We start from the raw sequence: 24,057 nt of genomic DNA on the forward strand, positions 1-24,057 counted from the left end.
CCCCGGTCATCCGCATCGACTTCACAGATCCGCTTCCTCATGTGCGCTGAGCCGTCCACAACGGAAAGACGAGCTTGACATCGGGCCACACTCACAAAAGAATATACGACCGCCTAGCGGTTTATTTCATCCGCTTAGCGGATATTGAAAGGAGACATTCAAGTGAGATCTTTGAGCGCTCGCACATTTCAAAAAGGGTGCAGCTGTCTGTGCGCAGGATTGGTTCTTCTTGGGGCGATAGGCTCGGCGCTCGCCTCGCCACCTGATCCGTACCCAACAAAGCCGATTCGCCTGCTGGTCGGCTTCGGCGCAGGCGGGCCGACGGATCTGACGTTCCGCAAGCTCGCAGAGCTAGCCGGCAAGCAACTCGGCCAGTCGATCATCATCGAGAACAAGCCGGGCGCAGGCGCGACACTGGCACCGTCGAACATGGCCCGGATGGACAAGCCGGACGGCTACACGATCGCCGCGGCCACCGCCGGCCTTCTTCGCTTCCCGCACTTGCAGAAAGTCGATTGGGACCCGACGCGCGATTTCACCTGGATCGCCGGACTGGGTGGCTACACCTTCGTATTGGCGGTCAAGGCAAATTCCCCCTTCCGCACAGCCAAGGAGCTTCTCGACTACGGAAAGGCGAACCCTGGAAAGCTATCGATCGGGACCGCGGGTGCCGGCACGACCATGCACCTTCTTTCCGAAGCGCTGGGTGGCATGTCGGGCACCCCGGTGACGCACATCGGCTTCAAGAGCAGCAGTGAAGCGGCGACCAATCTCATGGGCGGACACGTCGTCGCGACGCTCGACGCCGCGGGGAGCGTGATCCCATTCGTTCAGTCTGGCGACCTTCGGCTGCTGATGAGCTTCGATGCGGAACCCGCAGCCTGGATGCCCGGGGTGCCAACGGCAAAGAGCCTGGGATACGACCTGGTCTATCCGGCACCCTATGGCGTCGTTGGCCCAAAGGGTATGCCGCCGGATGTCGTGGCCAAGCTCAACGCGGCCTTCAAGGCAGCCATCGATACGCCCGAGTACGCCAAGCTGCTGGAAACGCTGCGTCAGACCTACTGGTACAAGGGCTCGGCCGACTATGACAAGTGGGCGCGCGAGTTCTATGTGTCCGAGCGTTCACTGGTCGAGCGGGCAAAGCTGGGTGACCGCAAATGAAGATATGCATCGCTGGAGCCGGTATCGGCGGCCTGACTGCGGCACTCAGTCTTCATGCGGCCGGCTTTGCCGATGTTGAAGTGCTCGAGGCCGTGAAGGACATTCGCGAGATCGGTGTGGGCGTCAACCTGCCGCCGCACGCGGTTCGAGAGCTCGTCGAACTCGGTCTCGGAGACCACCTTTCGCAGATCGGTCTGCCGACAGCCGAGCTCTGCTATCACGACCGGGAGGGGCAATTGATATGGGCAGAGACCCGAGGTCTCGCGGCCGGGTATCGCTGGCCTCAGTACTCGGTCCACCGTGGACGTCTCCAACAGCTGCTGCTCTCGGCAGTCACGGATCGCCTGGGCCCGGGCGCTGTACGCACCGGGAAACGCGCGACCGGTGTTGCTCAGCAGGAGGACGGTGTTTCGCTGAGCGTCGTGGATGCCCAGACGGGCTCGGAGGAGCAGGTTCACGCCGATGTCGTGATTGCCGCAGACGGCATTCGCTCTGCCGTCCGCACCAGCTTGTACGAGAGGCCCATTCCCCTGGCCTCCAACGGGTGGGTCATGTACCGCGGGGCAACGCCGTTCACGGCCTTTCGTGGCGGGCACACGATGGTGATCGTCGGCGACGAGGCGCAGCGGATCGTCGTCTACCCGATCGATGACGGCACGCTGAACTGGTTGCTGGTCAGGCCGATGCCCACGGACGAGCGCCCGCTCGCCGAGCTAGGCAACTGGAACCGGCGCGTTGATCCGGGCGTGATTGCGGCGCACGTTGCGAACTGGTCATTCGATTGGCTCGACATTCCCGAATTGGTGAGTTCGACCGCCGTCGCCTACGAGTATCCGATGGCGGACATCGATCCGCTTCCGAAGTGGAGTTTCGGCCGAGTGACCTTGCTGGGCGACGCCGCACACGCGATGTACCCGTTCGGCTCGAACGGCGCTTCGCAGGCGATCCTTGACGCGCGTGTGCTGGCCTATGAGCTTGCACGGCATGCCAACCCCGTTGAAGGGCTGCGTGCCTACGAGGCGGCGCGGCGCGAACAGGTCGCCAAGGTGCAACTGGCCAATCGCCAGCAGGCCGGCGACGTCATGGCCAGAGTGGGTGCACTGTCGCGTTCCCAAGCGCACGGCGCGGCGATGGAGGAACTGAAGGCCGTCGAACAAAGGTACAAGAACCTGGCAGGCTTCGACGTTGCCACCCTCAACGAACGCCCGTCGTGGACGGTGTCGCCCTGACCTCAGCGCACGCTTCAAGAACCAGATGGCCCTCGCACCTCGACCATGTCGAAGCGCGAGGGCCATTCCGCAGAAGGTAGGCCCGCAATCAGGCTAGACGGTCGACGCGTTTCCCAGAATGACCGTGCTCTGGCTCGAAAGCGTTCCACCGTTGCCATGTGCGATGGCGGTTGCGCAATTCGGCACCTGGCGCTTTCCGGCCTCGCCTCGCACCTGGCGCACCGCCTCGATCAGAACGAAGACGCCGTACATGCCAGGATGACAGTACGAGAGGCCACCCCCGTTCGTATTGACCGGCAGACGGCCACCCGGTGCAATGGCACCGTCCGCCACGAAGCGGCCACCTTCGCCCTTCGGGCAGAACCCCAGGTCCTCGAGGAACATGAGGGTGGTGATGGTGAAAGCATCGTAGACCTCGACAACGTCGATCTCGCTTGGCCTCAGGCCCGCCATCGCATAAGCAGCAGCACCCGAACGCACCGCCGCGGTGGTGGTGAGATCCGGCATCTGACTGATGTTCAAGTGCGAAAGCGCTTCTCCGGTTCCCAGCACGAACGCAGGACGCGATTTCAGATACGCGGCGCGTTGCGCAGAGCACAGAATCAATGCGCCGCCACCGTCAGTGACCAGGCAGCAGTCGCGCACGGTCAGAGGACTGCTGAGGACCCGTGCGCTGAGGACCTCCTCAACGGTCAGCGGCTGTTTTTCCCATGCCTTGGGGTTCAACAGGGCCCAGTCCCGTGCGGCCACTGCGATCTGTGCGAGCTGCTCCCGAGTGGTTCCAAACTCGTGCATGTGCCGCGAGGCCGTCAGTGCATAGGAACTCCCGGTGTAGATCGGACGGTACGGCGCCTCGTACGGGTTGGCATCGGGCGCCGCGACGTTCGAGCGCCCCATGCTTCGCTGCGTGCTGCCGTACGCGATCAAGGCAACATCGCACAGACCGGCCGCGATGGCAGCTTGTGCATGGGCGACCATCGACATGAAGCTCGAACCACCAATGTTGGTGCCATCGTGATAGCGCGGCTGCAGGCCAAGATATTCACACAACGCCAGCGTCGGCATCCGGCTCTGCGATGTCGTGGCGAAGACGCCGTCGATATCGCCGAGCTTCAGGCCGCAATCTGCAAGGGCACGCTGCGTCGCCTGGGCCATGAGGTCCAGCGGGGACATGCCCGCCGCGACTTCTCCGAGGTCGGACTCTGCGACACCGACGATCGCGCAGCCGCCCCTTCGCATGGGATTGGTCATGCATTTGTCTCCAGCTCGAATACGGGATAGGGAGGCGTTCCATCGTCAGGAAGGAACGCGCGAAAGCGCACACGCATACCGATGCGCACGTCTTCAGCAGGAAGGCCCTCGATGCGGCTCATCAGACGGAATCCCTCGGCCATGTCGACGAGCACCACGTTGTAGGCGAGTGAACCACGCGGACTGATCACCGTGACGGCATACACCGTGCCGATGCCGGCGCTCACACGCCATTCGAGTGAATCATTTCCCGTGCGCGGTGCGATCACCCGGGGGTAGAAAACGGCGCAATCGCCAATGGCGTCGTACTGGTAGGCCAACTGGCCGCGCCGCAAGTGGTCCTGGAAGCGCGCCAGCGGGGAGAGCACGCCCTTCGACGGGGACGAAACTGCGTTCGCTTGTGTCATGGCTGCCTTCAGATCAGGCCTTGCTGCCGGTACGACGCAAGGGTTTCCTCACTGCATCCGAGAAGGCCGCGCAGCACATCGTCGGTTGAATCACCGAGCCTTGGGGGCGGACGGTCGTAGACAGGTGGCGTTCCTTTCAACCGCAGAGGGCTTGCGATCGTGGAGACCGTGCCTCCGCCGGGGCCCTCCATGTCGACGCGCAGCTTGCGATGGCGCACCTGCTCCTCTTCGAACACCTGCTTGTAATTGTTGATCCGTCCGCAGGGCACCCCGCGTGATTCCATGCGATCGATCCACTCCTCCGCGGGACGGGTGAGCATCGTGCGCTCCAGTTCCGGGATCAGCGTCTCGCGTCCCACGACCCGGCCGGTTGCCTTCAGCCAGCGCGGGTCCTCGGCGAGATCGGTCCGCTCTATCGCGGCGCAGTACTGTTGCCATTGCCTGTCATTGCCGACGGCGACCACGACCTGGCCATCCTGCACCGCGAAAACCTGGTATGGCACCAGACTCGCATGGGCGTTTCCGTACCGATGCGGCACCTTCTCGTTGGCGAAGAAGCCCGTGACCTGATTGCCGCCCAGGGCGACGATGCAATCGAGCAATGCCATGTCGATGTATTGGCCACACCCGGAGACCGTCCGGTGCTGGAGTGCGGACAGTATGGCGATCGTCGAGTACATCCCCGTCATGACGTCGGCGATCGCAATTCCGGCCTTCTGCGGGCCGCCACCAGGCAGTGTGTCTGCTTCACCGGTGATGCTCATCAATCCGCCAACGGCCTGGAACACGAAGTCGTAGCCGGGCTTGTGCGCACTCGGCCCGTCCTGACCATAGCCGGTGATCGAGCAGTACACCAACCGGGGATTCAACGCGCAGAGGCTCTCGTAGTCCAGCCCATAGCGTCGAAGGTCGCCGACCTTGTAGTTTTCGATCACGACATCGCTGATCTGCGCCAGTTGCCGCACCAGCGCCTGCCCTTCGGGGCGAGACAGGTCGATCGTGACGGATCGCTTCCCGCGATTGGCGGCCGCATAGTACGTCGAGTCGGGCGCGCCTCCTGACCGATCCTCACCCTGAATCCAGGGAGGGCCCCATCCACGCGTATCGTCGCCAACGCGGGGGCGCTCCACCTTGATCACCTCAGCGCCCATGTCCGCGAGATTCTGTGTACACCATGGTCCTGCCAGCACCCGCGAAAGATCGAGCACGCGCAAGTGCGAGAGCGCACCGGGACCCGAAGGTCGAGAATTCAAGCCGTCGGTAGTCAACGTTTGCTCCTAGTCAATCTTGATATTGGCGTCGGCGATCACCTTCGACCATTTGGTGATCTCGGCATCCACGAATGCGGCGAACTGTGGCTGCGTCATCGTTCCCGGTTCCGCGCCTTGTTGAGCGAACTGCGTGCGGATGTGCTCCGACTGCAGCGCCTTGAGCACATCGGCCGATATCTTGGTGACGACCTCCGGCTTCATTCCAGCGGGTCCGTACAAGCCAAACCAGGYAGTGGCATCAAACCCCTTGAGCCCGGCTTCATCGATCGTGGGGACGTTGGGCAACGCGGTTGATCGCTTGAGCGACGTGACGGCAAGCGCCCGTATCTTTCCCGCGTTGATGTGCTGAAGCACGCCCGGCACGGAATCGAACATCACGGGAATCTGCCCGCCCAACAGGTCGTTCAAGGCTGGCGCGGCGCCCTTGTACGGGATGTGAACCATGTCCACGCCGGCCGTCGTCTTGAACAGCTCGCCCGCGAGGTGATTGGCACCGCCAGTACCGGAAGATCCGAAGCTGACCTTGCCCGGGCTCAGCTTCGCGTAGTTGATGAGCTCGCGCACATTCTTGGGGCCGAAGTTCGGCGTCACGACGAGCACGTTCGGCACCGCGGCAATCTGGACGAGTGGAGTGAAGGCGGTGCGCGTGTCGTACTTGAGATTCTTGTAGAGCCCCGGATTGATCACGTGATGGGTCGCCGTCAGCATGAGCGTGTAGCCATCGGGAGACTGACGCGTCAGCTGTTCGGAAAAAATGGTTCCGCTGGCACCGGCCCGGTTGTCGACCAGCACGGGCTGCCCCCACTTTTGCGACAGTTCGGTCGCAAGAAGGCGCGCGAAGATATCGGTCGTCCCGCCTGGCGGGAAGGGTACGACGAGCTTCACCGGCTGCGTCGGGAAATTATTCTGTGCATGCGCGGCGGTTGGTGCAGCAACGGTCGCGCAGGCCATGGCCAGCGCGCACGTCGGGCGCACCAACGCCTTGAGGGCGTTGATACTCACGATGTCTCCTCGATTGGTTCTTGAAACGATCCGTCGCGACCAGCTTCAGGCCGCGCTCGGGAACTCCACCATCGCTTCGCCGACCGCGACGGTCTCGCCGCGTTGGTTGCGCACCTGCACCTCCAGCGTCGCCCAACGGCTCTTGTCGGTCTTGCGCACTTCCTGGACCGTGGCGTGCGGCGTGATGGTGTCGCCGGGCTTGACCGGCGCTTTCCATCGCGTCTCCAGGCGACGCTGAACACCGCCGATGGGATACAACCAGTCGGTCAGCATCTTCGTGATCACGCCGAAGTTGTTCATGCCGTGCATGATGATTCCGCCGTACTGCGTCTTGCCGAAGCTGCCCTTCATGTAGTTGTCGTCCAGATGCAGAGGGTTGAAGTCCAGCGACGCTTCGCAGAAGGCGCGGATCGACTCCCGCGTGGGCGAGAACGGCGTGCCCTCGATCTTTTGGCCGTTCGCGAGGGTTTCAAAGCTTTGTGTCATGTCGATTCCTTACATCGGGCGGATCGTCCAGCCGCGGCCGGAGCAGATCACTTGGTCGTCCTGGTTGAAGAAGACGTTGTCGTGGACGACGAAGAGACGGTCCTTCTTCACGAACTTGTCGAGCGCGCGGGCATTCAAGCGAATGGTGTCGCCAGGGCGGGCGGGAATGTTGTAGCTCCACGACTGGCCCGCGTTCACGGTGCCTGGCGTGCGCATCCAGTCATCGTTCGGCGTGCACGCGAACATGAGCAGAATGTGGATCGTCGGGGGAGCGATCAAACCGCCGTACACGCTCTTGCGAGCGAATTCCTCGTCGAAGTACAGCGGGTGGGTATCGCCAACGACTCGGCAATACTTGTGAATGGCCTCCAGGGTGAGGGTGTAGGGGATGGTCTTGCGCGGTTCACCTGGGACGATGTCGTCCCAGGTCTTGCGCAATTGAGCTTCCTTCCAGAAGTCTGTCTCGAATGTGTGCTGTGTCATGAAATTCAAGTCTTGTTGCCGAACCATTGGCCATCGTGTACAATGACCGCTTAGCGGATATAAACATCCGCCTGCCGGCTATTATCAACAAGGGTGCCTGACGCTGTCAAGGCGCCCAGGAGTGCTCACATGGCAACACCGGAGAGTGAATCGTTCGTGCGGGCCTTCGCGCGCGGCCTGCAAGTCATCGAGGCGCTTGGCGAGGGATCGGGTCGCAAGACGCTTGCGGAGGTGGCAGAGGCCGTCGACTTGCCGCGCACGGCGGTTCGTCGCTTCCTGATGACGTTGGTCGACTTGACCTTTGTACGTACCGACGAGAAGCAGTACTGGCTAACGCCGCGGGTTCTGAGACTCGGGCTCTCCTATTTGTCTTCTCTGCCTTATTGGCGGGAAGCGCAGCCGGCACTGGAAGAACTCTCGACGCGTGCCCGGCAGTCGTGCGCGCTCTCCGTGCTTGACGGCGAGGACATCGTGTATGTGCTGCGCCAGCATGCCAAGCGAATCCTGCCGATGAGTCCTTCGCTCGGTAGCCGCCTTCCGGCGCACGCAGTCTCCATGGGACGGGTGTTGCTGTCCGGCTTGTCGGACGAGGAGATCGATGCCTATCTGCAGAGCGCAACGCTCAAGCCGCGCACCAGCGCGACCATCGTCGATCGGAAGCGGTTGAAGCAGGAAATTCTGAAGGCGCGCACCCAAGGCTATGCGTGGGTCGATGGCGAGTTGGACGAGTCCATTTGCGGCCTCGCCATCCCCGTTCGGAACAAGGAAGGCGAAACCATCGCCGCCATCAATGTGAGCCTCCCGACGGGTCAATTCACGAGCGAGACGGCCGCTGAGCAGTTCCTGCCGGAGCTGCGCCTGGCCGCCTCCCGCTTGCGAGCAGTCATGCCCTGAGTTCCCGTGACGGGATAACGAACGCGCGGCGCGACTTCGGACCTGTCGGCGCCGGTTGAACTTTGATCCACCTTTGGAGTGAACCCCTCGAACTGAACCACCGGGTGCCAAACAAGGGCTCCCTTTGGCTCGGAACTGACACGTAGAGGCCGAGTGGCCCGATTCGCTGGCCGACTGCAACTTCGAGCAGGAGAGAATCATGCAATTTGGCAACCCAGTCCTTGCAAGCAGGTGCATGCGTGCCGCCTCCCGAACACTCCTTCAGACGCGCTCAGTGGCGAATGCTGCTGGCCGCCATGTTCTGCTATTTCTTCTTTTACACCGGCCGACAAACCCTCGGCTTCGCCATCCCGGGGATCCAGCGCGAACTCGGGCTGTCAAAGGAGAGCCTTGGCTGGGCATCGGCCTGCCTTCTGTGGTGCTATGCGATCGGTCAGGCCATCAACGGGAACCTGGGCGACAAGTTCGGTGGGCGCCGCGTGATGACGGCCGGTGCAGTCCTTTCGTGTGCGGCCAATTGGGTGGTCAGCTTCGCCGTCGGCATCAAGACCCTGGCAATCCCGTGGGGCGTCAACGGGTACTTCCAGGCGCTCGGCTGGGCTCCCGGGAGCCGACTTCTGTCGAACTGGTGGGGGACCGCTGAGCGCGGCAAGGTCTACGGTCTCTACGTCTTCGCCGCCGGATGTGCGTCGGTCCTGTCCTTCATCACATCCATCCTGGTCGTGAACGTACTGCACCTGGACTGGCGGTGGATCTTCCGGCTCCCGGTGCTGCTGATGCTCGTGGGCGGGATTGCGTTCTATCTGATCGCACGCGAGCGTCCCGAGGATCTGGGCTTCGAGTCGCCCGACACCGGCATCGCCAATGCAGGGGCTGCGAAGACTGCCCGCCTCGACAACGAGCCCGGCGAGAGTTCGTGGTCCCGCTAAAAGGCCGTCCTCGGCAACCCGAAGTTGCTCATCGCATCCCTCGCGATCGGATTCCAGAATGCCGCGCGCTACGGATTGATCGTCTGGGTGCCGGTGCACTTTCTCGGCAAGGACTGGGCCAAGGCTGCCGACGGCATGGTCGACCCAGCGTGGATTTCCGTCGCGCTGCCGGTCGGCATGGCCTTCGGCGCCCTGACGAACGGCTGGATCTCCGACAAGGTCTTCGGATCGAAGCGCTACAAGGCCATCGTGCTGTACATGTTGCTTGGTGCCCTGGCCTCGATCAGCATGTACCTGCTGCCTACCAGCCTCGGCGGCCTCTTTCTGCTGTTCCTTGCAGGCTTCTTCGTCTATGGCCCAGCCTCGTCATTCTGGGCCCTGTGCCCGGACCTCGTCGGAGCGAAACGCGCGGGAACAGCCACGGGCGTCATGAACTTCTTTTCCTACCTGCTCGCGGGGCTGGGCGAGCCGTTGATCGGCAGAATGCTGGACCACTCGGGCAACACCTCGATGGTCTTTCCGATCGTCGCCGCGAGTTGTCTGATCAGCGCCTGCATCGCGACATTCATTCGGCGCTGACCGCCCGCGCGGGTTCACCAGGGCATCGTGAACGTCTTGCCGTTGCAGAACGACTTCATCGCCTCCTGCACGCCTTCCTTGTAGCCCAGGCCCGAATCCTTGATGCCACCGAAGGGCGTCAGCTCGATCCGGTAGCCCGGCACCTCCCACATGTTCACCGTGCCCACGTTGAGCTCTTGCGCGAAGCGTGTCGCATGGTCCATGCGGTCGGTGCAGATGCCCGACGACAGGCCGTAGGCCGTGCCGTTCGAGATCGCGATGGCTTCGTCGATGTCGCGAAAGGTCAGGATCGGCGACACCGGGCCGAAGGTCTCCTCTCGCACCACGGTCATGTCGGGCCGCACGTTGTCGAGGACGGTCGGCGCGAACAGCGCCCCGTCGCGCCGGTGACCCGCGAGCACGCGCGCGCCGTGCGACACGGCCTCGTCGACCAGCGCCTCGAAGTGGCAGGCCGCCTGTTCGTCGATCACTGTGCCCATGTCCATGGACGGATCCGACGGGTCGCCGTGCTTCCAGCGAAGCGTCTTCTCGACGACGAGTTCGGTGAACTGTTTCGCGACCGACGCCTGCACCAGCATGCGTTTGACCGCGGTGCAGCGCTGCCCCGAGTTCTTGTACGAGCCCTGCACCGCGAGGTCGGATGCCCTGTCGAGGTCGGCGTCCTCCATCACGATCAGCGGGTCGTTGCCGCCGAGTTCCAGCACGATGCGGCGATAGCCGGCCTTGTTCGCGATGTACTTGCCGATCGGCACGCCGCCGGTGAAGGTGATCAGGTCGACGTGCTCGTTGGTGAGCATCTCGTCGGCGATCTCGCGCGGGTCGCCGGTGATGACCTGGAACATCTCGGGGGGCAGGCCCGCCTCGTACAACACATCGGCCAGGAAGAACGCCGACAGGGGCACCTTCTCGGACGGCTTGAGCACCATCCGGTTGTTGGTCGCGATGCTGGGCACCACCTTGTGCGCGACCTGGTTCATCGGGTGGTTGAAGGGCGTGATCGCCGTGATGACGCCCTGCAGCGGCTCGCGCATGGTGATGACCTTGCGCCGCTTCCCGTGCGGCGTGAGGTCGCACGAGAAGACCTGCCCGTCGTCGCGCAGCGCCTCGTTGGCGCCGAACACCAGCACGTCGGCCACGCGGCCGATTTCGTACATCGAATCCTTCAGGCACAGGCCCGATTCCAGCGTGATCAAGCGCGAGCCTTCCTGTGCGCGCTCGCGCAGCAGCGCCGACGCGCGTTGCAGGATGCTCGAGCGCTCGTAGCGCGAGAGCTCGGGGCGGAAGGCATGTGCAACCCGGTAGGCCTGGCGCACGTCTTCCAGGCTCGCGAGCGGCGCCGTGCCGACCCGCTCCCGCGTGTACGGGTTGATGACGTCCAGCGTGCGGCCGCGCGTGAGGCGCTCGCCGCCGATGCGCAGCGCCTCGGCGCGAAAGTCCTCGCTGTCCCGAAGGGGCAGTCGTGCATTCATGTCAGTGTCTCCATGGGGGCGTTGCTGCCGATGAAGTTCTTGCCGCGTGCCCCGCCTTGCGCATGCAGAACCATTTCCTGTGCTTCCTCGTCCGAGACGCCGTAGTCGCCGAAACGCGTCTTGACGCCGAGCCCTTCGATGAAGGCCTGCAGACGCTCCGGCGCCCCGGCCAGCGGCGCACCGAGCGCACGTTGCAGCGCGGCGTCGCGGTCGGCGCGTTGGCCAATGGCGCTGCGCAGCACCATCGGCAGCGAGAACGAGCAGGCGATGCCGTGCGGCACGCCGTGGCGCAGCGTCATCTCGTACGAGATGGAATGCGCCAGCGCCGTCTTGGTGTTGGAGAACGCCATGCCGGCCTGCAGCGCGGCCAAAGCCATGCGGCCGCGCAGCGCCAGGTCTTGGGGTTGGCGCATCAGGCCCGGCAGAACCGAGAAGATCTCGTGCACGGCCGCGCAGGCCATCGTGTCCGAAAGCGGATTCGAGTTGACGTTCCAGATCGACTCGAGCGCATGAGACAACGCGTCGAGGCCGCTCTGCAGGGTGACGGAGGCCGGCAGCGAGAGCATCAGCTCGGGATCGATCAGCGCGTACTCCGGCCAGGTCTGCGGCAGGTGCAGCGAGTGCTTCCTCTGTCGCTCTCGATCCCAGATGGTGGCCCAGGGCGTGACCTCGCTGCCGGTACCGGCTGTGGTGGGCACTGCGATGAGCCGCTTGAAGCGGTTTGGCGTGAACGCGCTTTCGCCGGCAAGCCCGGCCACCAGCGCGGCGAAACTCCCGCTCTCGTCGGCCACCATCAGGGCCTTGGCCGTGTCGATCGCGCTGCCACCGCCCACCGCGACAATGACCTCGACGTCCGCGTGCGCCTGCCAGAAGTCCTCGTAGGTCTTCGACAGTTCCTGCACGTCGGGGTTGGGATGGATGCGGTCGATCACACACGCCAGCTGGTCGCCAAGGATGGCCTCGAACCGGGCCACGAGGCCGAGTGCGCGCGCCTCCGGAAAGGTGACCACGGCAGCGCGGCGGCCGCGCAGCAGATCCGGCAGGGACGACAGGGCCCCTGCCCCGTACACGCTGTGCACGGGGTTGAAGTAGTGGACATTCATGAAGTTTCCTAGGCGGGGACGCGCACCGCGTGATTCAGCGCAAGGTCGAACACATCGAAGTTGCGCAGGCGCCGGGTGGCATCGACGCCCTGCAGCTTGCGGTTGAACAGCAGCGGCACTTTCTGCTCCGAGATGCCGCCATGCGATCGCAGGGGCACCGTCAGGCCACTCAGGTCGTGCTCGGCGGCGCGCGTGCCGAGCACGGTGAGGTGGTCCGACACCACCACGAGGTCACCGATGCGGTCGGACGGCAGTTCGAAGCGTTCGGCGGCTTCTTTGCGCAAGAGCACCAGTTCGATGCCGACGACTTCGCGAAGGGCAGCGGCCATTGCGCCGGCATCCAGGCCCGGCGCCAGGTACACGGTGGCAAAGGAGCCCAGTGCGCCGTGGTGGACGACATAGGGGTCGGTGATCGGCAGGATCACGCGGTTGGCCTTGCCGCCTTCGAGGCCGTCGAGCACTTCCTGCAGGAAGACGATGCGCGGCTGGCCGGCGGCGTCGGTCTTCGGACTCATGCCGTGATCGGCGGTGATCGCGATCACGGCGCCCAGTGCGTCGAGCTGCGCGAGGTAGCCGTCCATCATTGCGTAGAACGCATTGGCGCCTTCGGTGCCCGGCGCGCACTTGTGCTGCACGTAGTCGGTGGTGGACAGGTACATCAGGTCGGGCCGGCGCGTTTCCATCAACCGCACGCCGGCGGCAAAGACGAACTCGCTCAGGTCTGCGCTGTAGACCGACGGCACGGGCCGCCCGACCAGTTCCACCACATGGTCGATGCCGCCGTTCTCGAGCGTGGCCTGGTCCGCCTTCTCGGCCGAGAAGCAGATACCGTGCATGCCGTGGCCGAGCAGCGTGCGCAGCTTGTCCTTCGCCGTGACCACGGCGACACTCGCACCCGCCTCGGAAAAGGCCGCGAGGATGGTTCCGGCCCGCAGGTAGGCAGGGTCGTTCATCATCACTTCCTTGCCGAGCGCGATGTCCAGGAAGAAGTTGCCGCAGATGCCGTGCACCGAAGGCGGCGCACCCGTCACGATCGAGAGATTGTTCGGGTTGGTGAAGCTGGGCACCACGCAATCGCCGAGCAGCGAGGTGCCCTTGTCCAGCAGCCTGGCCATGAAAGGCGCGACGCCGGCCTGGATGGCCTGGGTGATGTAGTCCGGCTCACAGCCGTCGACGCACACCACGACCACCGGCTGCGCCGGCATGCCGTAGTCCCGGCCATTGACCGAGAGGCCGAAGTTGTCCGATTTCATTAGCGTGCCCCTTGTTGAATCCATGCGCGCAGCTTGCTGGAGATGTAGTCGGCAGCCATCACCATGGCCACGATCACCAGGATGCAGGTCGCGGTGTCCTGGTACTGGAAGAGCTTCATGCTGCCGACCAGTTCGAAGCCGATGCCGCCCGCGCCCACCATGCCGAGCACCGTCGCCTGGCGCAGGTTGGTCTCGAAGCGGTAGAGCACCACGGCGATCCATGACGTGACCACCTGGGGAAGCACCCCGAAGATGATGATCTGGATGGGCCCGGCACCGGTGGCGCGCAGCGCCTCGATCGGGCCCTGGTCGATGTCCTCGATCGACTCGGCGAAGAACTTGCCGAGCATGCCCGCACCATGCAGTGCCAGCGCCAGCACGCCGGGGAACGGGCCGAGGCCCACCGCTGCCACGAAGATCAGCGCGAGGATGATCTCGTTGATGCCGCGGGCAATATTGAGCACCTGCCGCATCAAGTGGAAGACCGCGAGGTTCGGCGAGATGTTTCGCGCCGCCAGGAAGCACACCGGCACCGCGAGCACGATGGCGAGCAAGGTGCCCCAGATGGCGATCTGCACGGTCTCGATCGCCGGCTTCACGAGCTTCTGCATGAACTCCCAGTTGGGCGGCACCATACGCCCCAGGAAGTCGGCGATCCACGGCATGCCTTTGGCCAGCTCGCCGAAGCTCACCTGGCTACCGATGGCGGCCCACCAGAGCACGATGCAACCGATGACGGCGGCGCCGGCATATTTCCACCAGCCTTCGTTGCCGCTGCTCTTGGCAACGAGGAGGTTGTAGCGGCCGATGCTGATCATGATTGCTCCAGGACGAGGTGATGGGCCACGGGGGACAGCGGTGCGGCGGGCGCGGAAGAAGTCAGTTCGCCGCCCTCGCCTGCCTTGGCGGGCGCGGTGTCTTCCATGCCGCCGGGGTAGATGCGTTGCAGCACCTCTTCGGTGAGCTCGTCCGGGCCGCCTTCGAAGACGATGCGGCCGGCGGCCACGCCGATCACGCGCTGGCCGAACTCGCGTGCGTAGTCGACCTGGTGCAGGTTGCAGATCACGGTGATGCCCGACTCGACGCTGGCTTGCTGCAGGTAGCGCAGCACCTTGCGCGAGGTCTTCGGGTCCAGGCTCGCCACCGGCTCGTCGGCGAGGATCACCTTCGGGCGCTGGGCCAGCGCGCGGGCGATGCCGACGCGCTGCTTCTGCCCGCCCGACAGCGTGTCGGTGCGCACGTCGGCCTTGTGCCCCATCTCGACCCGGCGCAGGCATTCGCGCGCCACGTCGATGTCGTCCTTCGGGAACCACTGGAACCACGACAGCACCGCGGGCATCGAGCCGAGCCGGCCCGTCAGCACGTTCTTCAGCACCGACAGGCGCGGCACCACGTTGTAGTGCTGGAAGATCATCGCCACGTCGCGCCGGACCTTGCGCAAACCCGAACGGTCGCCGCGCGACAGCTCGCCGTTGACGCGGATCTGGCCGGACGTCGGGTCGGCCAGGTGATTGATGCAGCGCAAGAGTGTCGACTTGCCGGCGCCAGAGGCGCCGAGGATCACGACGAACTCTCCCTTCTTCGCCGTCATGCTCACGTCGTTGAGCGCAACGAAGTCGCCATAGCGCTTCGTGAGGTTCCGGATCTCGATCATTTCATTTCCTTCAGATCGAGGTTCAGGATCTTCGCGGTCTCACGGATGATGTTGTAGGCCGCGTCGTTGGTCGGGTGGAAGCCGTTCAACATGCCCTGGTCCGACCACGGGATGTCCTTGACCTCGAGGAACGCCGCCTGCACGCGCTTCTTGAGGTCCGCAGGCAGGTCGCGCCGCCAGACCGTGGGCGACTCGGGGATCGGGTCCGACCGCCAGACCTCGACCAGATCTTCGCGCTTGGCCAGCCCCTTGGCGATGGCCGCGTCGAGGATGCGGTCCGCGATGGCGGCGGCATCGACCTTCCTGTTCTGCACGGCGATCGCGCTCGAGTCGTGCGAGCCCGAGAAGATCACGCGGCCGAAGTCCTTGTCGGGATTGAAGCCCGCCTTGATCAGCCCTGCCTTCGGAAACAGATGGCCGGAGGTGGACGTGGGGTCGACGAACGCGAAGGTCTTGCCCTTCAGGTCGGCGACCGTTTTGATGCCGCTGTCCTTGTGCGTCATGATCTGGCTGTGGTAGGACGTGCGGCCCGCCTTCTTGGTCTCGGCCACGGCGAATGCCTCGATGTTCGCGATGCTTGCGCCCAGCACATACGAGAACGGCCCGAGGTAGGCCACGTCCAGCCGCTTGGACCGCAGCGCCTCGATGACGCCGTTGTAGTCGGCCGCCACGAACGGCTTCACCGGCATGCCGAGCGCGTTGGACAGCATGTCCATCATCTTCTGGCTGTTGGCGATCATGGCCCGCGAGTCTTCCGAGGGGATCAGCCCGACGGTCAGAACCTGCTGCGAACGTGCTGGCAGGGCCAGCCCGCCGGCGACGACTGCGGCGGCGCCGAACACCAACTTTCTGCGATTCATCATGGTCTTGTCTCCGATGAGTTGTGGATGCATGAACGTCCTTTCGTTGCAGGCCAAGGCACCCGCTCCATCGTCACCCGGCTGCATGAAACGCGATGACGAAAAAGGACCGATGCCGCCCGCCGTTCTCGTGACGGCTGTAGCGCTCGGGGGCCAGTACAACACCGGCGCGCGTCCTGGACAAATTCAAAGATTTGTCGTCTTCTATAGAATTTATGAATACATCCGGAGCCAATCGAAATGCGTCTGACACAGCTGCGCTCGTTCTATGCGGTGGCGAATGCCGGGAGCTTCACCAAGGCGGCCGCGCACCTGCACGTGAGCCAACCGACCATCACGACACAGGTGCGCTTCCTCGAAGAAAGCTACCGCGTCGAACTGTTCCACCGCAGCGGAAAGCGTGTGCAGCTCACCGAGTTCGGCGGGAAGCTGATGCAGTTGGCGCAGCAGATCTTCACGCTCGAGGCCGATGCGGTGAGCTTGCTGAAGGACTCCGGTGAACTGCGATCGGGCGAGCTGCACGTGGCGGCCGTCGGCCCCTACCACGTGACGAAAATGCTGGCGAACTTCAACCTTCGCTACCCCGACATCAAGGTCAGCGTGAGCACCGGCAACTCGCGTGACGTGCTCGATCGCTTGCTTGACTACCGCGCCGATGTCGGCGTGCTGGCGCAGTTGGTCCAGGACGACCGCTTCCTGTCGGTCCCCTTCAGCAAGCAGCCGGTGGCGATCTTCACGTCAAGCGACCATCGTTTTGCAGGCCGCCGCACCATCAAGCTGCGCGAGCTGCAAGGCGAACGGATGGTCGTGCGCGAGCAAGGCTCGACGACGCGCAAGGCGCTGGAACTGGCACTGCAGTCGGCCGACGTGCAGCCGAACGTCGTCATGGAGATTGCGAGCCGCGAAGTCATTCGCGAAGCCGTCCTGCAGGGCGTCGGCGTCGCCGCGGTGTCTACCGTCGAATACGTGCCCGGACCGGGATTGCATCTGGTCGAGATCAGCGACGCGAAGATCTTCACGTACGCGCACCTGCTGTGCCTCAGGGAGCGCCGCGGGGCGCGCATGGTGAGTGCGTTCTTCGACACGATCAAGCCAGCTGCGAAACCGAGTCGAGCGACCCCTTCTTGACCGTGCACGCCCCCCGGGCCCGCTTCAGACGGGTTGCCGCACCTGGGGCGTGCGGCAGTTCTTCGCAATCAGGGCTGCACCCACAAAGCACAGGGATGCGAGCATTGCGAAAGCAGCTCTTGCACCCTGAGTGAATGCGGCGACATCGAAGCCCGAGAGGCCCGAACCGCCATTTCCAAGAATCATGCGCTGCGCACTGTAGGGCAGATTGGCCATCGCCACGCTCAAGGTGAGCGCCGTTCCCGCCATGATCCCGGTGTTCTGCAGCGTCGAGCGGACGCCGTTCGCAATCCCCCGGCGCTGCGGCACCACGCTCTGGAGAATCGACGCGTTGTTCGGAGTCACGAAGCTCCCGATGCCCAGGCCCAGCAGCCACAGGCAGACGGCCAGTTGCCCGGCCCCGATGGCCGGTTGCAGCACGGCCGCCAACAGCGCCAGCGCGCCTCCGGCGAGCAGCATGCCTCCCACACAGATGGCGTCGGGCGTGAAGCGCCGCATCAGGCTGCCGGCCGTCGGAGCGGCCATCAACATCCCGAGCGCGACCGGCGCGATGCGCAGGCCCGCCTCCGAGGGTGCCAGGCGCGCGCAGGCCTGGAGATACAGGGCCACGAGCAGCAGCGGTGCGGCCTGCGACATCGACAGCAGCAGGATGCCTGCGTAGGCGATGCGACGCCTCGGATCCCTGAACAGCGCAGGGTCGACCAACGGGCTCGCCACGCGCTGTTGCACGCCGACGAACACCAGGATGGCGCAAACACCAGCGAGCATGAAGGCCCACACGGGCGTGCTGGTCCAGCCGCGCGTCCCCGCCATCGTGAGCGCATAGGTCACGCCTCCGATCCCGGCCAGCGACAGCACGGCGCCGGCCAGGTCGAAGCGTTCGGCCTTGGCCGCCGCGCGCTTCGGCAGCACCTGCCACGACCCAGCCAGCACACAAAGCCCGATCGGGACGTTCAGCATGAACAGCACGCGCCAGCCCCACCACGACACGACGAAGCCGCCGGCCAGCGGCCCCGCGACCTGGGCCAGGGCGGCCACCATGGCGAGCACGCCGAGCGCGAGGCCCACCCTTTGGCGGCCGAACGCATCGCCGACCAATGCGCTGGTGTTGGCCATGACGCCGGCCGCACCCACGGCCTGGCAGACGCGAAAAACCAGCATCGCCCCGACGCTTGTCGCGACCGCACAGGCCGCACATGCGATCACGAAGAGGCCCAATCCCGCGAGGAAGAGTTGTCGCCGCCCCCACAGATCGGCCAGCCTTCCGAAGCTCAGGATGCAGACGGTGCTGACCAGCATGTAGGACAGCAGGATCCAGCTCGCCTGCGATGGTGAAGCCTGCAGGCTGCGCGCAACGGCGGGCAGCGCCACGTTGAGCGCGCTGAGGTTCAGGAAGCACAGCGCCGCACCCAGGCTGGCGACAACGAGCACCGCCCATCCGGCCTTGTCTTCGTCTTCCGTCACCGCTTCAATCTTCGCTCTTGAAGCCCGAAGCCTTGACGATGGGGCGCCAATACTCGCGGTCTTCGTTCATGATGCGCGCCACTGCGGCACCAGGCAGCCCGGTCGCTTCGAGCCCCGCGCGCTCGAGCTGGCCGTGCACTTGCGCGCTGCGCATCGCGGCCAGGAAGGCTGTCTCCAGCTTCGCGACAACGTCCTTTGGTGTGCCCGCGGGCACGAAGGCGGCATAGGACGCATTGGCGCGGTCGAAGGCGTCGTAGCCGGCCTCCTTGAGGGTCGGAACATCGGGCAGCCAACTCAGCCGCTTCGTCCCTGCGACGCCCAGGATGCGCAGCTTGCCGGAGCGGTGCAATTCCAGCTGACTGGCCAGAGCGTCGGTGCCGATCGGCACGTGGTCGCCGATGATGTCCGTCGCCAGCGGCGCGCCGCCTCGGTAAGTGACCGCCGTGAGCGGCACGCCGATGGCCTTCGACAGTTGCAGCACGCTGAAGTGCAGGCCGCCGCCGAGGTTGGTCATGCCCACGCTGCCTTGCGCGGGGTTCTTCCTGATCCACGCGACGTATTCGGGAATCGTCTTGTACGGCTGGTCCGCGCCGGCGGAGACGACACTGGGCACGTTGGCCAGGTGCGCAACGGGAATGAAGTCCTTGTCGACGTCGTAGTTCAGCCGCGCATAGGTCATCGGAAACAGCACGAAGGGCGGCGTCGCGCCGATGAGGATGGTGCGGCCGTCGGGCCGCGCAGCTTTCACGGCCTCGATGGCAATGCGCGTGGACGCACCGGGTCGGTTCTCCACCAGAACGGGCTCCTTGAGCGAGCTGCGCAATTCTTCGGCCATCGAACGCGCCAGGTTGTCGAGCGCGCCGCCCGGCGGAAACCCGATGATGAGGCGGATGGGCGCGTTGTCGGCGTGCGCGGCGGCGCCGGCCAGGGCGATCGACGCGCCAAGCACGAGTGTCTTCAGGAACGAGGTCATGGTGGCTGCCTGCGAGTTGAAAAATAGGAAGAGAAATAGCGACGAACTCAGAAGGCCACGACGGGCAACGGGTTCGCCGGCCGGTGCGCGGCTTCGAATGAAGCGGCGGCCTGCAGCAGCTGCGCGTCTTCGCGGAAGCGGCCGACGAGTTGCATGCCGATGGGCAAGCCGTCGCGGTCCGCGCCGCAGGGCAGGCTGATGGCGGGGTGGCCGGTGAGGTTGAACGGCATGGTCCAGGGGAACCAGTTCGCACGCACCTCGGCATATTCCTTGCCGTCGATCTCGATGTTGCCGAACAGGTCCTGGTCGATGGGCAGGGCCGTGCGCGACAGGGTGGGCGTGAAGATGAAGTCGTGCGTCTCCAGCTGCGCCTGGATGTCGCGAAACAAGACGGTCCGCGCGAACATGGCCTGCTGGAACGCAACGCCGTCCACATGCTCGGCCAGTGCCAGCTGCTGCAGCAGCGACGGGCTCAGCTGGTCGCCGTGCGCCGCCGCCAAGGGGGCGAAGCGGCCGCGCCAACTGGTGTGGTTGATCACGCGCCACACGGGCTCGACGTCGAAGCCTTCGCCGGACATCGGCTGCAGCTCGGCACCCATCGACGCCAGGGTGGCGAGAGCGGCCTCGAAGGCGGATGCAACGTCCGCGGCGATCGGCCGCCCCGCCGGCGCGGCGCAGAAGAGGATGCGCTTGCCGCGGAGGTCGCCGCCGGCTTGCAGGTCGTCGAAGTAGCGCTGGGCCGGCACACCCAGCGACCAGGGGTCCGACCCATGCGCGCCGGTCATGGCCTGCAGCATCAGTGCCGTGTCGGCCACGTTGCGCGTGGTGGGCGTCACGTAGGTGTAGTTGCCGAACGCGTCCTGCACCTGGCTGTGGGGCACCACGCCCAGGCTCTGCTTCAGGCCGACCACGCCGTTGCAGGCGGCGGGAATGCGCGTCGAGCCGCCGCCGTCGGTCGCAATCGCGAGCGGCGCAATGCCCGCCGCCATCGACGATGCCGCGCCGCCGCTGGAGCCGCCGCTCGTGCGCGACGCGCTCCACGCGTTGCGGGTGCTCCCGAACAGCGGCGCATCGGTCATGCACTTGGCGCCGAATTCGGACGAGGTGGTCTTGCCGATGAGGATGGCGCCGGCCGCGCGCATGCGCGCCACGGCCACCGCGTCCTTCGTGGGCACGTGGTCGCGGTGCAGCAGGGAGCCGTAGGTGGTCCGCACGTTGGCGGTGTCGACGATGTCCTTCACCGTGAAGGGCAGGCCATGCAGCAGGCCCGCGGCCTCGCCGCGCATGAGCGCCTGTTCGGCTTCCCTGGCCTGCTGCAGGGCCTGCTCATGGCACAGCGTGATGAAGCAGTTCAGGTGCGGCTGCAGCGCATCGGCGCGGCGCAGCACCTCTTCCACGATCTCCACCGGCGAGAGCTCGCGCTGCGCGACCAGCCTGCGCATCGTCGTTGCGGGCATCGCGCAGATCTCGGACTGGGGAAGGACTGGAAGATTTTTCATGCGCAGATGATTGAGGCGCCGCAACATGGCGTCCAATACTGTTTTCTTGAAAAGGCATATGCACAGCGTATGACTGCACCAGACCTGCGCATGCTTCGCTATTTCGTGGCCGTCGCCGAGGAACGCAGCGTCGGCAAGGCGGCTCGCCGGCTCAACATGGCACAGCCGCCGCTGTCGGTTCACATCAAGAACCTGGAGGCGGCGGTGGGCACGCCGCTGTTTCGCAGGGCGGCGCACGGCATGGAGATCACCGATGCGGGCAATGCACTGTTTCGGCGCGCGAAAGAGGCGTTGCTTCTGGCCAACGAGGGCTTCGACGCGGCGCGCGCCGTCGGCTCGGGCAGCCGGGGCCGGCTCACGGTCGGCACGATGATCGCGCTGTCCTACCTGATGTTGCCGCGGCTGGAGAACGAGCTGCGGCTCCGCTTGCCGGAGGTGGAGATCCAGTATGTGGAGCTGAACGCCGTCAACAACGTCTCGGCCCTCACCGACTCGGACGTGTCGGTGGCGCTCTGCATTCCTCCCATCGCGCAGGCGGGCATTGCGGTGGAGCGCATCGGCAGCCAGCCGTTGATGCTCGCGGTGCGCACCGATTCACCGCTGGCGCGACTGGTCAGCATTCCGTTGGCGCGTCTCTCGGGCCTCGCGCTCATCGGGCTGCCCGTGCCCGAGGGTGATGTCGACAAATCGGTCGTCGCGTCGCTGCTGCGGCGGCACGATGTCAGCATGCCGATCGCGCAGCGGGTCGAGACGATGGTCTCGGCATTGGCGCTGGTCCTGGCAGGCAAGGGCGTGGCGATCCTGCCCGCCTGCGCCCAGATCGGCCGGCCGCCCGGCGTGGTGTTCAGGCCCTTGCGCAACGTCGATGCAAGGATGGACATCGCGGTCTGCTGGCGCAGCGATTGGGACAGTCCGCTGATCGAGCCGTTCCTGGCCTGTGCGCGCGCGTCCTTGCGAAAGCCGACCTAAGGTTGTTCACGCGGGAACAGGCCTTCACACACAGGCACCTTGTGCTTTACCGAGGCGGGCGCCCCTGGAACAGCGCCACTCCCGGGACGTCGAGTCGCGCACACAAGATGCTTCCATGGCTCGAGTCGGTGACGAACAAGGTGGACCGATCCGCACCGCCGAAGGCAACGTTGGTAATAGAAGCGCCCGCGGGACCGCGCAGCACGGCCACGGGTTCCGCGCGTGCATTCAGAACCCAGACATAGCCCAGGCCGGGGTTGGCCACGATCACGCGCCCTTGTGCATCGACGGCCAAGCCATCCGGCCCGCTGGGGCCGTAGGACGTAAAGAACTGGCTGACCTTGGCCACGCTGCCGTCGGCCAGGAGCGGTACGCGCCAGACGCAATTGCCTCGCGTCACCGCCAGGTACAGCACCTTGCCGTCGGGCGAGAGTGCAACGCCGTTGGGACTTGGCACATTCGACAGCAGCAGGTCGAGCTGCCCGTCGGGGCGCAGCCGGTACAGGCGGCCCGTGGGATCGTGCAGGCCGGTCTGTCCCTGGTCTGTGAAGTAGATGCTCCCCTTCGCATCGATGACGAGATCGTTGACCCCCTTGAAGCGTTCGGTGTTGCGGCGCTGCAGGTGCGGCGTGACCGCACCGGTCGTCACGTCAATGCGCATGAGCCCATTCTTGTAGTCCGCGACCAGCAGCGTGCGCGCATCGAGGAACTTCATGCCGTTGGGCTCGCCGTCGTATTCGGCCACTTGCGACCACTGGCCCGCTGGATCGATGCGAAAGACGCGCCCGAACGGGATGTCGGTCACGTAGAGATTGCCCTCGTCGTCGAACGCCGGACCCTCCAGGAACGAATCGGTGGGCTGGCCCCCGCGGTTCGCATCGGCCCAATCGGAGGTCTCGCGCCGGCGGAGCGCGTCCGGCATACGCGTGAAGAGCTCCAGATCCCGAACCAGCGGCGGCTGAAGAAGGAACAAGGCGGCCTCCGGGGGTCTATTGCTTGTCGAACGACGCGTTGGCTGCGATCTTGCCCCACAACGCGTTGCTGTCGGTCAGCATCTTTGCGAAGGCGCCGGAATCCGCCATGCGTGGCTCGGCGCCCAGCCCTTGCGCGAAGGCCTTCATGTCCGGCGTGGCCATCGCCTTCGCGATCTCCTGCTGAAGGCGCGCGAGAACCGGCGCCGGCGTGCCCTTGGGCGCCCAAAGACCGGTCCAGTTCACGACGCTGAAATCTCTCACGCCAGCCTCGGCAAAGGTGGGCACGGTCGCAAGCGCGACAAGCCGCTTGTCGCCGCTCACTGCCAGCAGCCGCAGCTTGCCGCCCTTGACGTTGCCCATGACGCCAGGCGTCGAGGAGAACTGCATGTCGATGGTGTTCGACAACACGGCCTGCGTGGCCTCGCCCGCGCCCTTGAATGGCACGTGCATCAGCTTCGTGCCGCTGGCCACTCCGAACGCCTCTGCAGTGAAGTGCGGCGTGGTGCCGGCGCCACCCGTGCCGTAGGTCAGCTTGCCGGGCGACGCTTTCGCCGCGGAGAGAAACTCGGGCAAGGTCTTGTACGGCGATCCGTCGTTGACCACCATGGCCATTGGCGCGAATACGTACGCGCTGATCGGCACCAGATCCTTGTCGTAGTCGAAGGGCAACTTCTTGAAGATGAATGGCAACAGCGAGTAGGTCGTGTCGTTGGCCATCAGCGTGTATCCGTCGGCCTCGGCACGCGCCACGGCGCTGGCGCCGATGGTGCCGGTGCCGCCCGGTTTGTTGTCGATGATGACGCTCTGGCCCATCTGTTCGGTGAGCTTCTGCGCCATCTTGCGCGTGACGACGTCCACCGCGCCGCCCGGCGGGTAGGGAACGATGATCCTGATCGGCTTGTTCGGGTACGCTGCCTGTGCATGTGCGCCGAGGGGCACGGCTGCAGAAAGCGCTGCAATGGCTCCGAACGAGAGCGCCCAGATCTGGCTGGAATGAGAGGTCTTCTTGGTCATCA

The 24,057-nt window shown here is 65.0% G+C and carries 22 protein-coding genes and 1 pseudogene; 6 read left to right on the forward strand and 17 right to left on the reverse strand.

Going from position 1 to position 24,057, the window contains the following annotated elements; translation table 11 throughout:
• The first annotated feature begins 171 nt into the window (after positions 1-171).
• On the forward strand, positions 172-1,164 hold the full coding sequence (locus tag AC1D2O_RS01670; protein ID WP_478086369.1) for a tripartite tricarboxylate transporter substrate binding protein: 993 nt from the start codon (positions 172-174) through the stop codon (positions 1,162-1,164).
• Positions 1,161-2,393 (forward strand): flavin-dependent oxidoreductase, encoded by a 1,233-nt coding sequence (locus AC1D2O_RS01675; RefSeq protein WP_478086367.1) that lies wholly within the window; start codon positions 1,161-1,163, stop codon positions 2,391-2,393. The genes AC1D2O_RS01670 and AC1D2O_RS01675 overlap by 4 nt, the downstream gene beginning before the upstream one ends.
• Positions 2,394-2,486: 93 nt before the next feature.
• Here AC1D2O_RS01675 and AC1D2O_RS01680 read toward each other — a convergent pair whose 3' ends face one another.
• From AC1D2O_RS01680 to AC1D2O_RS01705, 6 genes are read right to left on the reverse strand one after another with little or no spacing between them, the layout of a single operon-like run.
• A complete protein-coding gene (locus tag AC1D2O_RS01680) occupies positions 2,487-3,644 on the reverse strand; it encodes an acetyl-CoA acetyltransferase (RefSeq protein WP_478086365.1) in 1,158 nt (385 codons plus the stop codon).
• Positions 3,641-4,051: a Zn-ribbon domain-containing OB-fold protein gene (locus AC1D2O_RS01685; protein ID WP_478086364.1), complete on the reverse strand. Its 411-nt coding sequence runs from the start codon at positions 4,049-4,051 to the stop codon at positions 3,641-3,643. Before AC1D2O_RS01685 ends, AC1D2O_RS01680 begins: the two co-directional genes overlap by 4 nt.
• Positions 4,052-4,059: 8 nt before the next feature.
• Entirely contained in the window at positions 4,060-5,319 is a 1,260-nt protein-coding gene (locus AC1D2O_RS01690; protein WP_478086363.1) for a CaiB/BaiF CoA transferase family protein, read from the reverse strand.
• 9 nt (positions 5,320-5,328) lie between these two features.
• Positions 5,329-6,324 carry a tripartite tricarboxylate transporter substrate binding protein gene (locus AC1D2O_RS01695; RefSeq protein WP_478156044.1) on the reverse strand — a complete coding sequence of 332 codons (996 nt, stop codon included), beginning with the start codon at positions 6,322-6,324 and terminating at the stop codon, positions 5,329-5,331.
• Positions 6,325-6,369: 45 nt separating this feature from the next.
• Positions 6,370-6,810 carry a MaoC family dehydratase gene (locus AC1D2O_RS01700; protein WP_478156046.1) on the reverse strand — a complete coding sequence of 147 codons (441 nt, stop codon included), beginning with the start codon at positions 6,808-6,810 and terminating at the stop codon, positions 6,370-6,372.
• Positions 6,811-6,819: 9 nt separating this feature from the next.
• Positions 6,820-7,248, reverse strand: a complete 429-nt coding sequence (locus AC1D2O_RS01705; protein WP_478091067.1) for a MaoC family dehydratase — start codon at positions 7,246-7,248, stop codon at positions 6,820-6,822.
• 174 nt (positions 7,249-7,422) lie between these two features.
• Here AC1D2O_RS01705 and AC1D2O_RS01710 point away from each other — a divergent pair, with 174 nt between their 5' ends.
• Together AC1D2O_RS01710 and AC1D2O_RS01715 are read left to right on the forward strand one after the other, a co-directional pair.
• Positions 7,423-8,187, forward strand: coding sequence for an IclR family transcriptional regulator domain-containing protein (locus AC1D2O_RS01710; RefSeq protein WP_478156047.1), 765 nt, complete (start codon positions 7,423-7,425; stop codon positions 8,185-8,187).
• A gap of 281 nt (positions 8,188-8,468) precedes the next feature.
• A pseudogene (locus AC1D2O_RS01715) lies at positions 8,469-9,695 on the forward strand (MFS transporter).
• Between the two features lie 14 nt (positions 9,696-9,709).
• On the opposite strand, the gene phnY reads toward AC1D2O_RS01715, so the two are convergent.
• From phnY to phnD, 6 genes are read right to left on the reverse strand one after another with little or no spacing between them, the layout of a single operon-like run.
• Positions 9,710-11,164: a phosphonoacetaldehyde dehydrogenase gene (gene phnY / locus AC1D2O_RS01720; RefSeq protein ID WP_478091069.1), complete on the reverse strand. Its 1,455-nt coding sequence runs from the start codon at positions 11,162-11,164 to the stop codon at positions 9,710-9,712.
• Positions 11,161-12,267 carry an iron-containing alcohol dehydrogenase PsrA gene (gene psrA, locus AC1D2O_RS01725; RefSeq protein ID WP_478091071.1) on the reverse strand — a complete coding sequence of 369 codons (1,107 nt, stop codon included), beginning with the start codon at positions 12,265-12,267 and terminating at the stop codon, positions 11,161-11,163. Before psrA ends, phnY begins: the two co-directional genes overlap by 4 nt.
• 8 nt (positions 12,268-12,275) lie before the next feature.
• Positions 12,276-13,520, reverse strand: coding sequence for a phosphonoacetate hydrolase (gene phnA / locus AC1D2O_RS01730; protein ID WP_478091073.1), 1,245 nt, complete (start codon positions 13,518-13,520; stop codon positions 12,276-12,278).
• A complete protein-coding gene (gene phnE, locus AC1D2O_RS01735) occupies positions 13,520-14,338 on the reverse strand; it encodes a phosphonate ABC transporter, permease protein PhnE (protein WP_478091074.1) in 819 nt (272 codons plus the stop codon). Before phnE ends, phnA begins: the two co-directional genes overlap by 1 nt.
• A complete protein-coding gene (gene phnC, locus AC1D2O_RS01740) occupies positions 14,335-15,174 on the reverse strand; it encodes a phosphonate ABC transporter ATP-binding protein (protein ID WP_478091075.1) in 840 nt (279 codons plus the stop codon). The genes phnE and phnC overlap by 4 nt, the downstream gene beginning before the upstream one ends.
• Entirely contained in the window at positions 15,171-16,037 is an 867-nt protein-coding gene (gene phnD, locus AC1D2O_RS01745; RefSeq protein WP_478156048.1) for a phosphonate ABC transporter substrate-binding protein, read from the reverse strand. The genes phnC and phnD overlap by 4 nt, the downstream gene beginning before the upstream one ends.
• A gap of 237 nt (positions 16,038-16,274) precedes the next feature.
• Here phnD and AC1D2O_RS01750 point away from each other — a divergent pair, with 237 nt between their 5' ends.
• Positions 16,275-17,162, forward strand: coding sequence for a LysR substrate-binding domain-containing protein (locus AC1D2O_RS01750; protein WP_478088392.1), 888 nt, complete (start codon positions 16,275-16,277; stop codon positions 17,160-17,162).
• A gap of 24 nt (positions 17,163-17,186) precedes the next feature.
• On the opposite strand, the gene AC1D2O_RS01755 is transcribed toward AC1D2O_RS01750, so the two are convergent.
• From AC1D2O_RS01755 to AC1D2O_RS01765, 3 genes are read right to left on the reverse strand one after another with little or no spacing between them, the layout of a single operon-like run.
• A complete protein-coding gene (locus tag AC1D2O_RS01755; RefSeq protein ID WP_478088390.1) occupies positions 17,187-18,626 on the reverse strand; it encodes an MFS transporter in 1,440 nt (479 codons plus the stop codon).
• Positions 18,627-18,630: 4 nt separating this feature from the next.
• Complete coding sequence (locus tag AC1D2O_RS01760; RefSeq protein ID WP_478088388.1) at positions 18,631-19,599, reverse strand: tripartite tricarboxylate transporter substrate-binding protein; 969 nt, start codon at positions 19,597-19,599, stop codon at positions 18,631-18,633.
• 47 nt (positions 19,600-19,646) lie between these two features.
• Positions 19,647-21,125 (reverse strand): amidase, encoded by a 1,479-nt coding sequence (locus AC1D2O_RS01765; protein WP_478088394.1) that lies wholly within the window; start codon positions 21,123-21,125, stop codon positions 19,647-19,649.
• A gap of 63 nt (positions 21,126-21,188) precedes the next feature.
• Here AC1D2O_RS01765 and AC1D2O_RS01770 point away from each other — a divergent pair, with 63 nt between their 5' ends.
• Positions 21,189-22,067 (forward strand): LysR family transcriptional regulator, encoded by an 879-nt coding sequence (locus AC1D2O_RS01770; protein ID WP_478156084.1) that lies wholly within the window; start codon positions 21,189-21,191, stop codon positions 22,065-22,067.
• A 46-nt stretch (positions 22,068-22,113) separates the two neighbouring features.
• Here AC1D2O_RS01770 and AC1D2O_RS01775 read toward each other — a convergent pair whose 3' ends face one another.
• Both AC1D2O_RS01775 and AC1D2O_RS01780 read right to left on the reverse strand, forming a co-directional pair.
• Complete coding sequence (locus AC1D2O_RS01775; RefSeq protein ID WP_478156050.1) at positions 22,114-23,040, reverse strand: SMP-30/gluconolactonase/LRE family protein; 927 nt, start codon at positions 23,038-23,040, stop codon at positions 22,114-22,116.
• Between the two features lie 16 nt (positions 23,041-23,056).
• Positions 23,057-24,055 carry a Bug family tripartite tricarboxylate transporter substrate binding protein gene (locus AC1D2O_RS01780; RefSeq protein WP_478156052.1) on the reverse strand — a complete coding sequence of 333 codons (999 nt, stop codon included), beginning with the start codon at positions 24,053-24,055 and terminating at the stop codon, positions 23,057-23,059.
• Positions 24,056-24,057 lie beyond the last annotated feature (2 nt).

The sequence above is a fragment of the Variovorax sp. P1_G12 genome (genome assembly GCF_056405555.1).